Raw genomic sequence first — 14,225 nt, forward strand, 5'->3', positions numbered from 1 at the left:
GTTCCTCCGCATCCGCCGGGTGAATCTGAAGGGCCGGTTCCTTCTCCAGCTTCTGATGCTTCTCCACGTTCGCAAAGGTCGAGTTCAGGAAGTTATGGTTCGGCGGCGAAATGAACATGAGCGGGTATTGATGCCCGCGGCCGCGCCTTACCCCGTCGTATCCTTCCTTCAGCGGCACGTAGGTCGGAAGGGGCGGTAGACCTGCTTCCTCCAACTTCGCAGAGTATAACTCGATGCGTCCCGAAGGCGTCGGCAAACGGTCCAGATACGTTTCAAGCGGCGTCATGTCCAGCTTCACGTGGCGGTGTTCCCTCAGCTTGTCCAGCGTGACGCCGTTTAGATAAGGGTTATCCGGGAAGTCGAGCGCTCTTGCCATCATCTCTTCCTCGGTCTCATGAAAAGCCGGTTCCTGGAATCCCATAGCCCGTCCCAGCATGGAGAACAGCTCTACGTTGCCCTTGCTCTCCCCAAGTGCCGGAATGACCGGCTCCTGCAGCTGAACGTACTGATGCCAGTAGGAAGCGTACAGGTCCGTATTCTCGAACGAAGAGGTTGCCGGGAGCACGATATCGGCATACTTGGCCGTATCCGTCATAAACAGGTCATGCACAACCGTAAACAGATCTTCCCGTGCAAACCCTTCCCTGACCCGCTCGGTATCGGGAGCCACAACCAGCGGATTGCTGCAATAAACGAAGAGCGACTTAATCGGCTGTTCGGTCATGGCAAGCGCTTCGCCGATCCGGTTCATGTTAATCGTGCGCGCTTCGGGATTCGGCCGGAGATCGGGACGCTCAAGCGCGTCGCTATCCATGCTGTTGTAACCGCCGTTCGACTTGGCAGCCCCTCCGCCCCGCTTCAGCCATTGTCCGGTCAAAGCGGGAAGCGCGGCGATGCTGCGCACCGTCAAGCCGCCGTTGTCGTGATGCTGAAGACCGTTGCCGATATGGATGTAGGAAGTATCGGCCCGGCCGTAGAGCTCGGTCAATTTCTCGATATCCTCGATCGAGATGCCGGTAATGGAAGAAACGTGCTCCGGCGTGTATTCTTTGACGTGCTCGCGCAAGGCTTCATGACCAATCGTATACTTCCGGAGGAATTCCTCATTCACCATGCCGTCGCGGAACATGATGTGCATGAGCCCGACGGCCAGCGCAGCATCCGTGCCTGGATACAGCGGAATGAACCAGTCGGCCCATTGCCCCGTCTGGTTCTTGTGGACATCGATCACAACGACCTTGGCACCGGCTTTGCGCGCTTTCTCTGCAATCACCATCTGGTGCATATTGGTGCTGACGATGTTGCCGCCCCAGACGAGGATGACGTCGGCTCGTACGGTGTCCTCCGGAACGGTTCCCCCATTAAACCCCATCACGGATTTCCAGCCCTCATTGCCCGCGGAATTGCAAATCGACTGCTTCAGGCGGCTGGCACCCAGCCTGTTGAAGAATCTGCGGTCCATGCCGTCGACGCTCAATATCCCCATATTGCCGTAGAAGCTGTAAGGCAGGATGCTCTCGGAGCCGTATTCCTCAATCAAGTCCTTATAGCGTCCCGCAATCTCCTGAATGGCTTCGTCCCAGCTGATCCGCTCGAAGGCGCCCTCTCCCTTGGGACCTACCCTTCGCAGCGGATAGAGCACGCGTTCCGGATGGTACACCCGGTGTGCCATATTACGGACTTTATTGCAGATGGCTCCCTGCGTAATCGGATGCTCCGGATTACCGGTCACCTTGACGATTTTTCCGTTCTCTTTATGCAGCAGCAGGCCGCATGTATCGGGACAATCCAACGGACATACCGCCGGAAATACGCCGTTTTCCTGATGAATCATCGCTTGAGTCATTTCGTACTTCCCCCTTTTGCTCGGCTGCATCATATCCCTTTATCTTAAAAGAAAATCGGGGTTCCAGTAAAGTCATACATTTATTTCTAATCAGGTGATTCACTTTACTTTCCCCCGGGTATATTCCTATCAAGAGCAAAGAAGAGGAACCCAGACCCTTTCTCTTCCTTGCCGAATCATGGACCACTCCCAAAAAAATTCGCCATGCCAGTGTCTCCTCCCCCGAGACCGGCATGGCGAATTTGTTTATATGGCATCCTCCCAGTGACCGATGTTCCCCACACCTAATCCTCCATATTATAGAAACTCGTGATTTTCGCAGTAAACATGCAAAATAAAAAGCCTGTCAAAGCCAGGTCATTATGTAAGCGCTTATCTGTTATTTTTTATAAATAATTCTGTTCGAATGATCGTTGGAGGATGTTTTACAAACGATTGGAGCAGGCGTAATATACTATTCAGCTTCGAAAACATTCTTCATATTCACATGACATTCGCTTAATTTCCATGATGGAAAGCGGGGGAACCAACCGTATGGAGGGATACCTATAGGATCCTTCAACCATACTATGGGGTGAATCCTGATGCGTCGCGTACGTACGCCGCGATGGAATCAGGTAGGGCGACTCTCACCGCCCGAATCCGACAGCTAACCTCGTCAGCGTTGATCGGGAGGGTTGTGAACTTGTGATCAAACACAGGGTTCTAACCTGTGTTTTTTGTTTGCCAAAAATCAGCATAGGAATGGTGACCGTTCCTATGTCCAGCACATAAAAAACACCGATAGAAGTCCGTTCAGCGAGCTTCTACCATGAACTTAATCTTAAGCGGCGGTGAAAAACAACCATGTTATCCTCAATCAAGCGCTTCCTCATCGGAAGACCGCTTAAATCAACGGAATTAGGCGAACAAAAGCTGAATAAAACCAAGGCGCTGGCCATCCTGTCATCCGATGCGTTATCGTCCGTGGCCTATGGTCCGGAACAAATCCTCATTGTGTTGATGACCGTAGGGGCAGCTGCCTATTGGTATTCCATACCGATTGCCGTCGGCGTCCTGGTCTTGTTGCTGGCACTTATCCTGTCGTACAGACAAATTATTTTCTCCTATCCGCACGGCGGCGGCGCATATGTCGTGTCCAAACGGAATTTGGGCATGTATCCGGGGCTGGTGGCCGGCGGTTCCTTGCTCGTGGACTATATCCTGACGGTTGCGGTCAGCGTGTCGGCCGGGACGGATGCGATCACGTCGGCTTTTCCGGAATTGCACGCCTATAATCTGCCGATCTCCATCGTGTTCGTTCTATGCTTGACCGTATTGAATTTAAGAGGGGTCACGGAGTCGGCCTCCATATTGGCTTATCCGGTTTACCTGTTCGTGCTTGCGTTATTCATCCTGATCGGGGTAGGGATATTCAACATTGCCACAGGCCATGCGTCTCCGGAGCTTCATACACCGATCGGCACGCCCGTAGCCGGGCTGAGCTTGTTTCTGCTCCTGCGTGCATTTGCCTCGGGCAGCTCCGCCCTGACCGGCGTGGAGGCGATTTCCAACGCCATTCCGAATTTCAAAGACCCGGCCCCGAATAACGCGGCCAAAACCTTGGTGGCGATGGGATCGCTGCTGGCCCTGTTATTTTCGGGCATCGTCTTCCTGGCTTATTACTATGGGGTCAGTCCCAGCGAACAAGTCACGGTCGTTTCCCAAATTGCCGAGCATACCTTCGGGCGAAATGCGCTTTATTACTTCATACAAGGAACAACGGCCTTAATTCTGATCCTCGCCGCCAACACCGGGTATTCCGCTTTTCCCCTGCTTGCCGTCAATCTGGCGAAGGATAAGTTCATTCCTAGAATGTTCACCGTCCGCGGCGACCGTCTGGGATATTCAAACGGAATCATTATTCTTGGATTTTTCTCCATTCTGCTGCTGCTGGCTTTTGAAGGCAAAACCGAGCATCTGATTCCGCTGTATGCCGTCGGCGTGTTTATCCCGTTTACCCTCTCCCAGACGGGGATGATGGTGAAATGGATCCGCGAAAAGCCCGAAGGCTGGATCGTCAAGCTGATCATTAACACCACCGGCGCATGCATCAGCTTTATCGTGACCATGATCTTTTTCTTTACGAAATTCGCCCAGGTGTGGACCGTTCTGATATTCCTGCCGCTGATCATCTGGATTTTCACCCGGATCCGCAAGCATTACGAGGCGGTAGCGGACCAGCTCCGGATTACGACCTGCGAGCCGGTTAAGCCGATTGAGGGGAATGTCATCATCCTGCCTGTGGCAGGAATCACGCATGTGGTGGAGAACTCGCTGAATTACGCCAAATCGCTGGGAGCGGGCCAAATCATCGCGGTGTACGTGCCGTTCGAGCGGGAGGAGGAGGTCGCCTTCCAGGAAAAATGGAAAAAGTGGCAGCCGGACATCCGGCTGGTGACGCTGCACTCGCCTTATCGGAGCATCATTCAGCCGCTGACGAAATTCATCGATACCGTGCAGCGCAAGGCAAGCGAATCCGACTATCAGGTTACCGTCGTCATTCCGCAGTTCATCCCCAAGAAGGGCTGGCATAATTTCCTGCACAATCAATCCAGCCTGCTCATCCGGGCACATCTCCTGTATCGGCGAGACGTGATCATCACGACGGTTCCCTACCATTTAAAAAAATAGCGGGCTTGTTCCCTGCTTGATTCATTACTGGGAACAGCCTCGCCCATCACGAAAAAAAGCTGCGTTCATCCTCTACCTTCTACATAAAGGACGGTTGAACGCAGCTTTTTCTTTAAACCAGACGCTCGCCAGGCTTTCGGCATTATGAAGCGTTCTGCGCGGAATGAACCTGTTGAGGGGAGCTAGCCGATGGCGCAGGCGCCTGCTCGCCGCGCGGAGCGGCTGCGGCTTGGTTCTCCTTCTTCAAATACACGGTTCCGTATGTCGCTCCCACAAATAACGCGCCGCCAACGAAATTGCCCAGCCATACCGGAATGAAGTTCATCAGATACTCGCCCCAGCTGTAATAGCCTTCAAAAATCGCTGCCGGAATGAGAAACATGTTGGCCACCACGTGCTGAAACCCGATGGCGACAAACGCCATGGTCGGAAACCAGATCCCGAGAATTTTGCCGCTCATCTGATCCGATCCGTAGGACAGCCATACGGCGAGGGCTACGAGCCAGTTGCACCCAATGCCCGACAAGAAGGCTTGCAGGAAGCTGTCGTCCAGCTTATGCCCTGCCATGTCCACCAGCTTCTCCAGGTAAACGCCGCTGCCTGTCAGACCGGTCACATGGCCGAAGAAGTAAGCGACGAATAACGCTCCCAACATATTGCTGACCGTGACAAGCGCTAAATTCCGCATCATCTCCTTCGTGGAAATTCGTCTCTTGAATCTGGCCAAGGACACGGCCATCATGTTGCCCGTCAGCAGCTCCCCGCCTGCAAGCAGGACAAGAATCAATCCGACGGGGAATACCGCCGCGCCTACAAAACCGGCAATCCCTCCCCATTCCGGAGACGCTCCGGCAATCACGCGTATGTCAAGCAAAAAGCCGAGCGCAATAAATGCCCCAGCAAGGAATCCTAATATCATCACGTTTATGGCGGAGTTATGCGCTTTTTTCACCCCGTTCTCCACGGTAATCTCCGCAATGCGCTCAGGTTTATGGTAAGCCATGGTCACTCCCTCATTTCTTCCGCATCCGCCTTGTCTATCTATCCGAATGCAGCTCATGATATTCGTGTTATCGTTACCAACATTGTAACGCAGCTTCTTTGGCAAGAACGTGAATTATATCACGATCATGTCCGTCAGGGACGGACAGGTGCAGATGTGATGTTCAGTATGCCTTTATCTGCTGACCACGCTGCAGCGAGTAACATAGATCGGATTCGGTGTGCCCATTTACGCGAGATATGGATATAGGCATAGCACCTTGTCCACGGGTGGAGCTTTGGATTAACTTTAGCGGGGTGACTGCCTTTCGCTTCCTTCAAGAAATCGCATATGCCGAAAAAGCGGTGCCCGGGACTCGCCCCGGCACCGCTCTTTTGGATTGCTTTTACCAGGTACGAAATTCGTTCGTGTTTGATACCACTCTGCCAGACTCGGCATTACTTGCCCGTTAAGCCTTGGCCGCCGTCTCCATCCTAACAGTGGCTTCCGTTTCCTGCACCGGCACCTTGGCGATCGGCAGCTTCATGCTGATGAACGACGACAGCAGGAAAAGCGCGCCTGCCGTAAAATACACCACGACAATGGAGGTGACCGACATATACCATCCCGTAAGCCCGGAGCCGATGAGCAGCATGCCGGTAAATATCGGCGTCATCACGCCGTTCAGCCGGCCGATGAATTTCTCTTCCACCTGCTGCATCATCACCGCCATCAGGACCGTCTGCGCCATGGCCATCAGCACCCCGGTGACGAAGCGCATCGAGCCGGTCAGGATCGGCCACTGGGACAGCACCTCGACAAAGGTCGAGAGTCCAAGGAAGGCCAGCCCCGCAAACAGCAAGTAGGAACCTTTCACTTTGCCCGCAATCACCGCTGCGATCACACCGCCGATCAACATGCCCAAGCCCTCAAGCGCAGTGAACCACTGGACGCTGGACATCTCCAGTTGGAGACGCTCGGTGATGACGAAGATGTCAAGCGGCTGTACGAGCCCGCTGCCCAGCGCCAACAAAACGTAGACCACCAGCAGCACCTTCAACAGCCGGCTGGAACCGATGTAGGTGAAGCCTGCCTTCATGTCCTTTGCAAACGAACCGGCTGATTCCGAGTCCTTGGAAGGTTCGTCCACGGTGGAAGGCAGAAAGGCCAACACGATCGCCGAAGCGCCGAACAGAATCAGCAAGCTGATTAAAGAGGCCTGCAATCCAAATGCTTGATAAATCGTCGTGCCTACCATAGGCCCCAAAATGATAAACAGCGACATCGAGGTCTGGGATAACGCCGTGGCCGCGGGCACATGCTCATCCGGCAAACACCGCTTGATGATCTTCATGGACGATGGCTGCGAGAATTGCGAGACGACGGCCGAAACCAGCGTCACCGCAAACACGGCCTGCCAATATCCCGCATACACAACAAACAAAATAAGCAGAATGGATAAGAAGCTTAAAATGTCCCCCCAAATCATGGTTCGCTTAGGACGCCAACGGTCAGCCAGTACGCCGCCAATCATGGAAATCACGAAGATCGGCGCGTATTCAATCACGGTCAGCAGCGATACGGCGACCGGGTCATGGTTGCTCTGCTCCATAATGAAGAACAACAGCGCCATATTGCGGATCCAGATCCCGATATTTTGCATAAAATCAGACACCATCAACAGCACGAACGCGCGGTTGCCAAACAAATGCTTCATACTCCATCCCCCTGTTTAAAACCGACTATTCGGTTTATTTATTTTTGCGAAAACGCCCTTGCCTGTTAGCTAAGAAAAGCGTTTTCGATAAATCCTCCTACCGAACAGTACGCTATGAGCCTTGACCCGATAACACACCGTTCAAAAAGTACGTTACGCTCTTGCGGAACAGCTGTCTTGATTCCTCCTGGGACCGTTCGTAGTACGAAACCGACAACCCGTCCAGAAGCGATCCGAAAATAACGGCTATTTCGTCGATATCCTCTGCCGCTATTCGTCCCTCGTCCGCTCCCTCTGCCAGAATTTCGCGGTAGAGCGTACGCGGACCTTGGAGGATGGCCAGCATTTCGCCCACAATCGTCTTATTTTCCGGCTGATTGATATAGAATTCCTCCGCGATTTTGGTAAGCGGATTCTGAAAGTCGTCGACCATGTGATCTGCGATCCCGTAAAGCTTCTCCTCAAAGCTGACGTAATCGGCTTTTTTGTCGTCCCAGGCTTCCATCCATTCCCGATTCTGCTTCGCCAGCAGCTTGACAAACAAATCTTCCTTGCTCTCAAAGTGATAATAGATGCTTCCCTTGCTGGCCCCCGTATACTTGACCAGTTCATCCATCGACGTTGCCGCATAACCGCGCTGAATGAACAGCTCCTTGGCTTTATCCAGAATCAAATCCCGCTTTCGCTGCGCTTTTTCTGATGACATCGGTGTAAGCACTCCTTGCCTTGGATTCAACAGTCCGCATCAACCAGCGGAAAACCCGTGATCCTTAATAAAAAATGTATTCTTTCATGAAAGAACTCCATCCCTCGTTAAAAAACCGACTGTACGGTTTAATCATACTGAAAACCTCCTCTCATGTAAAGGACGCTCTTCCGAATGCAACGAAAAAAGGACTTTGCCGAAGCAAAATCCTTGCCCATCCTGCACATTCCAAAATAACAACATGCTATATTGTTGCATTATTCCACTGCCCAAATAGCTCTTCCTTCTTTCATCGGATCGCCGTAACTCAGCTGCAGCCCCTGAACGTCCTGCTTCACCTCGTAAGGAATCTCGCCCGTCAGCTCGCCGCCCGGAGGAATGGTGCCGTCCAGCATCTTCACGTCATCCGTAATAGGAACCGTATAGTTAAGATCGCTTGAATCCGTCATGGAAAAAGACAGTGCCGAAGAGATGACCAACGGCTCCTGACCGTTGTTCTTCACGGTAATGTCGACCACCTTAAACGTATGGCCGGGCTGGGGCTTCAGGTACTCGTCGCCTTCGGAGTCGCGTACGCCGTTCAGCGTGATGACCGCGCCGTGGTAATCGACCGTATCGCCTACAGCGGCAGGCTCGTCGATCGGTTTCGTCTCTCCATCGGCAGGCTGAACCTTCCCTTGGGATGGTTCTGCCGGCGGTTCCTCTTCCGACGCCTCCGTCTGATCCGTTCCCCCGCTATCCACGACAGCCGGCGGAGTCTCTGCCGGCGGGTCCGCCTGATCGTTGGAACAAGCAGCCGTCAGCAGCATGGAGAACAACACAGCCGAGGCCAGCATTATTTTTTTATTCATACATTATCCTACCTCCTGAAAGTCACATATCGATATGTCCGGATATTTTCCAATTCGCTGTCAAAATCCATATTCCTTCTAAAGCAAGAAAAAGACCCCCGAATCAGGGGGTCTTTTTCTTGCTTTGAATGAATTAAGCGTGCACCGGCGCTTTGGTCTCCACCGCCGGCAGAGCCTGCAGGCCGGCCGTGTTAAGGAAATTCCACGGCTTGTTGTAATGCGGCTGGAAGAAGAAATCGATAAAGGCCAGCTGGTCGATCGTCATGCGGTTCTGGATGCACACCGACAAGGTGTTGATGGACTGCGTCATATCCGCTTTCGAGATCACCTGTGCACCGAGCATCCGGCGGCTTTCCTGTTCATACACCACCTTAAGCGTAACCTCCTCGAAGGTAGGCATGAACTCCGGACGGTAATGGTCCGTAATGGTGACCGTCTCCACCTTCAAACCTTCATCCTTGGCCGCTCCCTCGGTTAATCCCGTCGAGGCAATGTTGTGTTCGTATATTTTCAATCCGGACGTACCCTGGGTTCCCATATAAGGCGTTGTGGGCTGCACCAAATTCCGTGCAACGAGCGTACCCATCCGGACAGCGTTGGTTGCCAGCGGAATGTACATCATTTTACCCGTCGGGTTATAGAGCACCGAGCAGCAATCGCCCGCTGCATAGACGTCCTGCTTGCTGCTTTGCATATATTGGTCCACAACGATGGCGCCGTTCTTCAGCATATCGACTTGTCCCTTCAGCAGCTCCGTATTCGGTCGGAAGCCGATGCAGAGAATGACCAGATCCGTGTCGATCTCCCCTTTGTCGGTGATGACCTTATTCACCTTGCCATCCTGGCCTTGGAAGGATGTCACGGTCTGCCCCATGGCCATCTCGATCCCTTTTTCACGGAACGATTCCTCGATCTTGCCGCTGAACTCGGGATCCAGGTATTTGTTCAGAATCCGATCGGCACTGTCGATCAAAGTGACCTGCTTGCCGTTCTGTTGGAAGGCCTCCACCAGCTCCACGCCGATGTAACCGGCGCCGACAACGGTAATATGTTTCGCTCCTTGCGCTTTATCAATGATCGCGTTGGAATGATCGTAGTTTTTGCAGAGCAAAATATTATTCAAATCGATGCCTTCAAGCTTCGGTACGATCGGCCAGGATCCGGTGGTAACAATCAGTTTGTCATAGGTATCTTCAAACGTTTCCTCCGTGGCCAGATTGCGGACCTTCAAGGTTTTCCGGTCCGTATCCACCGAGATGATCTCATGCTTCATCTTGGTTTCGACACCAAGCTCGTCGAGTTTCTGCGGCGAAGAATAGAACAACCCGTCCGGATCCTTCACAACGCCCCCGACGTAAAGCGCGATGCCGCACGACAGGAATGAGATGTTATCATTGCGTTCGTAAACGGTAATCTGTGCATCGGGATAAAGTTTGGCGGTATTCACGATGGCGGACGTTCCTGCATGGGTACAACCGATAACTGCAACTTTCATGGTTTTTCCTCCTCCAAGTATGAAGCTTTATATTGGTTTAAGATGAGCATTTTTGCCTGGATTCATGCTTGGTAACGCTTGTTGAGCATGAACGGGTGACTGTTATTACTGATTGTGAATAATTTCACTTCATGACCTTATTATAATGTGATTTATTTCACAGTTCAATAGGCGAGTTGCGTTATTCACATATTGTTCATAATTTCACATAGTGGGAATGATGAATGATCTTGACTCCAGGATTAATGTCCTGATGCCACGGAATAAAGTGAAATCGAGAATACGGGTACGGGATCCGGGGAAGCTAAAAGGGCCCCGCCTTCCAATATTCTCGAGATACCGGAATAGGTTTTTCTTATTAATAACGGATTATTCCCTTTTTGAAACAATCGGCTGCGGGTAATGTTGTGCAGGAGGTGCTTTATCATGATAACCGTATTTGTTGCCGGAGCGCATGGAAATACCGGGAGACGGATCGCGAAGCTTCTCGCTGAGAAGGGGTATCAAGTCCGCGGCCTGATCCCCGATGAGATTCATAAACGGAAGATGGAGCAGGAGGGTGCCGAAGGAATTGTCGGTGATTTGACGCAGTCTTATTCCGATGGTTTAAGGGACGTTGACGCTGTCATCTGCGCAGTTGGCGCCGGCATAACGGAAGATCCGCAGGAGACGGATCATGTCGGCACCGTGAGACTGATCGAGCAGTGCGTGCTTCTAGGAATCGATCGCTTCATTATGATTAGCTGCATGGAGACCAAGCACCCGGAGCACTTCTCCGAACTGAAGCCCTATTTGCTTGCCAAACATAAAGCAGAGACCATTCTTGAAGAAAGTACGCTGACTCACACGATCATAAGGGCCGGCGAGTTAACGGATGACGCTCCTGCCGGCCGGGTTCAGGCACATCCCGATCTCCGGGAAACCGGATCCATATCCCGTCAAGATGTCGCTCAAGCAGCCGTGCTGTGTCTCTCCACGCCAGAGTCGGAACTTAAGGCGTTTGATCTGATTCAAGGCGATTACCCCATACAAGATGCCCTTAAGGGTCTTGCTTCGGGCTGAATGGACGAAATGGAGAGCAATTTCCCATAAAAAAACAGGACTGTTTCTCCTCCGGGACAAATCCCCCGACGAAAACAGCCCTGTTATGTGCTCGTTACTTCCTGCCATTAACCCAGCAGGGATTCAATGGCGCCCTTCATGGATTCAGGCGATTCCTTCGGCTCAAACCGCTGAACCACCTTGCCTTCGCGGTCCACCAGGAACTTCGTAAAATTCCAGGCGATCTCTCCGCCTTCATTCGGTCCGGGCTGCTCCGATTTCAGATACTGAAATAACGGGTGCGCCTGCTCCCCATTCACGTCAATCTTCTGGAAAACCGGAAAGTTCACGCCATAGTTCAATTGACAGAACGATTCGGCCTCTTCGCTCGTACCCGGCTCCTGTCCGCCAAACTGATTGCACGGAAAGCCAAGAACCTGAAGCCCTTGCTGGCCGTATTGTTCGTACAGCTGCTGAAGCTCTCCATATTGCGGCGTAAGGCCGCATTGGCTTGCCGTATTCGCGATGATCAAGACCTTGCCCGAATACTGATCGAGCGAGACTTCCTGCCCCTTGGTATTGGTTGCATGATATTCATAAACTGACATCCTCGAATCTCCTCTCCAGCTTGTATTGAATGAATCGCTTGCTTCCAAGCTTCTGTAGCCTGGCCCATCTTCTTACATCATACCGAATATACGTCCCTAAACCAAATTTTCGGTTCCAATGCCTCTACCCCGCCATCCGTAAATCCATTATGATAAACGTATATATCCGCTTCAAGCAAGAATTACATAGACTCATGACAGCTGTTTAGTCAGCAAGTCAGCAGGGTAATGATTTAGGGTTTGGCAAAATATTGCATGATCCCGCATTTCAACAACAGTAAGCGAGGAAAAGAAATGAAATTATATCCCGAAATGTTTGTATCCCCCTGGCATCTCATCGTCGTTGTCCTGGCCCTGATTGCCTTCATCGGATTGATCAAAGGGGGGTATGACCGAAAGACCGTGCTTGGCAGCACAGGGCTATCGACGCTGGTTTTCTATTTTATTCTGACGATCCCCATTGGCCTGATCACCCAGGAATCGCTCTACAAAGAAGAAACGATGCTGACCGACCTGGATCAGAACTTTGAGGACAAGAAGGCAGATTCCCAGCTGCAGAGCTTGAAAGACTACGTCGTACTCCACGTTGGAGCCTATAAAAATGAGGAGGATGCCGACATCGTCGTCTATGCCGGCAACTATCATGAAAGCCAAACGTTCAACGGTCATATTACCTTGTTCGTGTACGACAAGAACGATGAGGAAGTCTTCACCGAGATGTACAGGGACATCACCCTCGCCCCCGGCGAGAAGAAGAAGCTGGACACCTCTTTTACCAGCCAGCCCATGGATACCTACAGGTACCGATACGAAACGCACCCCCAAATGTGAAGGGGTGCGTTTCTTTTGTTTTCATATTAGGTTGACAGCCGGTCTCCAGACTCGAACCCCGGATTATCGGTTTCCGGAAGAGACTGATACGGCCCCGGCGTCGGCGGAAGATTCTTCGCATCCCGCCCTTTGCGCATATACCGGATTCCCAAATAGAAGAGGGCAACCACAGGCAGCGACAGCATGGCTATCGCAAGCAGCATGCTGGACATTTGGTAGGAAGGATCGGTCTCGATCTCGGAGAAGTCCAGAAACATAAACGATATAAACGTAACCAGCGAGAACATGATGATCTGTAGCCAGCGCATCCATTTCACCAAGAAGAAGAACAGGATCGCCGACAGCGCAACAAGAAGAATGGGATACAGCGGTTTTTCCGGGTCCGCGTTACCCAGCTCTGCCTGGCGTGTCAGCCAAAAACCGACGGCGAACTGAACCGGGAAAACCAGCCAAGCAAGCAAACCGGTTCCACGAAAAGCCGATCTACGCTTTTGCAGCGCTTCTTCGTATTCGAGGAGCTTCATCTCGTATTCCAGCTGATCCAGTTCCTCCTCCGTCAGCTCCCTGTCTTCCTCATCGTTCTCCTGTACCAGGCGATCCAGATACGGACGGAATTGCCGCTCGATATTCCCGTCAAATTCGGCACGCTCTAAATCCTCGTCCTCGCGAAGCAATGACGCCACCGATTCATCCCCCAGATCTTGGATGATGACGGATGTCAGGTATAAAGGAATCCCTCGTCTGCCGATGACCTCCAGCCAGCGGTTCGCCTCCATCGGATCCGTGAAAGGAACGGCGACTGCCCGTTCAGCCTGCCCTTCTCCAGCAACAAGGTACATGATGGGCATTAACTCCGCCATAGGCAACGACTCGGTCATTTTGCTGTTCTTATAGGCATAACTGAATTGAAAAATATATCGCCCGTAATATATTTCCTTTACATCGCCGATTCGAACGCTCCCCTTCAAGGAGTCTTTCGTCTCGGGATTCCATCGCTCATATTCAATGTGGTCTTCGTATAACAAATACTCGTCCAGATGCGTATTATTCCAGATATGCCCTTTCAGACTCTTGGATAGCCGAATCACCATGAAGATACCGGCGGGTATAGCCGCCAGACTCATCCACGTCCAGACATTGGCCCAGAAGTACAGCAGAATCAAAGGTCCAATCGTAAACGCCAGGCCCAGCAAAATACCAAGCACATGCATTTCGAACGTAAGCACCCAATAAAAAGGCTGCATTTTGGGTTTTCTCTGCTCATGAATCACCAGAGACATTCAGGCAGCGCCTCCTCCTCTATTCTTTCGATGTTACCCAACCCAACAGATGGAATAAAGACATTGGAGATCATATTATGTATAAAGCCTAATATCAAGTCTTTCACCCTATAGATATGTTTAGATATGTTAATCCCTGCCTTCCAACCAAAAAACCTTCCCCGGCAAGTCGGCCGGGGAAGGACTTCCATCTCA

Annotated in this window: 11 protein-coding genes and 1 riboswitch; of the genes, 3 read left to right on the forward strand and 8 right to left on the reverse strand. The window is 51.9% G+C overall.

The window, feature by feature from the left end; translation table 11 throughout:
* A partial coding sequence (locus HMPREF9412_RS05240) for a molybdopterin-dependent oxidoreductase (protein WP_009590354.1) occupies positions 1 to 1,846 on the reverse strand: 1,846 nt, incomplete at its 3' end.
* A gap of 485 nt (positions 1,847 to 2,331) precedes the next feature.
* Positions 2,332 to 2,526: riboswitch (cyclic di-AMP (ydaO/yuaA leader) on the forward strand.
* A gap of 166 nt (positions 2,527 to 2,692) precedes the next feature.
* Between HMPREF9412_RS05240 and HMPREF9412_RS05245 the strand changes: the two genes are divergently transcribed.
* Positions 2,693 to 4,519 (forward strand): APC family permease, encoded by a 1,827-nt coding sequence (locus HMPREF9412_RS05245; RefSeq protein WP_009590329.1) that lies wholly within the window; start codon positions 2,693 to 2,695, stop codon positions 4,517 to 4,519.
* Between the two features lie 142 nt (positions 4,520 to 4,661).
* On the opposite strand, the gene HMPREF9412_RS05250 is transcribed toward HMPREF9412_RS05245, so the two are convergent.
* From HMPREF9412_RS05250 to HMPREF9412_RS05270, 5 genes are all read right to left on the reverse strand, one after another.
* On the reverse strand, positions 4,662 to 5,522 hold the full coding sequence (locus HMPREF9412_RS05250; protein WP_009590379.1) for a formate/nitrite transporter family protein: 861 nt from the start codon (positions 5,520 to 5,522) through the stop codon (positions 4,662 to 4,664).
* A gap of 448 nt (positions 5,523 to 5,970) precedes the next feature.
* Positions 5,971 to 7,218, reverse strand: coding sequence for an MFS transporter (locus tag HMPREF9412_RS05255; protein ID WP_009590387.1), 1,248 nt, complete (start codon positions 7,216 to 7,218; stop codon positions 5,971 to 5,973).
* Between the two features lie 112 nt (positions 7,219 to 7,330).
* A complete protein-coding gene (locus tag HMPREF9412_RS05260) occupies positions 7,331 to 7,924 on the reverse strand; it encodes a TetR/AcrR family transcriptional regulator (RefSeq protein ID WP_009590341.1) in 594 nt (197 codons plus the stop codon).
* Positions 7,925 to 8,181: 257 nt separating this feature from the next.
* Entirely contained in the window at positions 8,182 to 8,775 is a 594-nt protein-coding gene (locus HMPREF9412_RS05265; RefSeq protein ID WP_009590369.1) for a DUF4352 domain-containing protein, read from the reverse strand.
* A 133-nt stretch (positions 8,776 to 8,908) separates the two neighbouring features.
* Positions 8,909 to 10,270 (reverse strand): FAD-dependent oxidoreductase, encoded by a 1,362-nt coding sequence (locus HMPREF9412_RS05270; protein WP_009590381.1) that lies wholly within the window; start codon positions 10,268 to 10,270, stop codon positions 8,909 to 8,911.
* 426 nt (positions 10,271 to 10,696) lie between these two features.
* Here HMPREF9412_RS05270 and HMPREF9412_RS05275 point away from each other — a divergent pair, with 426 nt between their 5' ends.
* Positions 10,697 to 11,332, forward strand: a complete 636-nt coding sequence (locus HMPREF9412_RS05275) for an SDR family oxidoreductase (RefSeq protein ID WP_009590326.1) — start codon at positions 10,697 to 10,699, stop codon at positions 11,330 to 11,332.
* Between the two features lie 107 nt (positions 11,333 to 11,439).
* Here HMPREF9412_RS05275 and HMPREF9412_RS05280 read toward each other — a convergent pair whose 3' ends face one another.
* The gene (locus tag HMPREF9412_RS05280) at positions 11,440 to 11,919 is read right to left on the reverse strand and encodes a glutathione peroxidase (RefSeq protein WP_009590350.1); all 480 of its coding nucleotides are present in this window, start codon (positions 11,917 to 11,919) and stop codon (positions 11,440 to 11,442) included.
* A gap of 294 nt (positions 11,920 to 12,213) precedes the next feature.
* On the opposite strand from HMPREF9412_RS05280, the gene HMPREF9412_RS05285 reads away from it, so the two are divergent.
* Entirely contained in the window at positions 12,214 to 12,750 is a 537-nt protein-coding gene (locus HMPREF9412_RS05285; protein WP_036671352.1) for a hypothetical protein, read from the forward strand.
* Positions 12,751 to 12,776: 26 nt separating this feature from the next.
* Here the strand turns inward: HMPREF9412_RS05285 and HMPREF9412_RS05290 are convergent, their stop codons facing one another.
* Complete coding sequence (locus tag HMPREF9412_RS05290; protein ID WP_009590392.1) at positions 12,777 to 14,030, reverse strand: membrane protein; 1,254 nt, start codon at positions 14,028 to 14,030, stop codon at positions 12,777 to 12,779.
* Positions 14,031 to 14,225 lie beyond the last annotated feature (195 nt).

This window comes from Paenibacillus sp. HGF5, assembly GCF_000204455.1.
Classification (GTDB): domain Bacteria; phylum Bacillota; class Bacilli; order Paenibacillales; family Paenibacillaceae; genus Paenibacillus_AQ; species Paenibacillus_AQ lautus_A.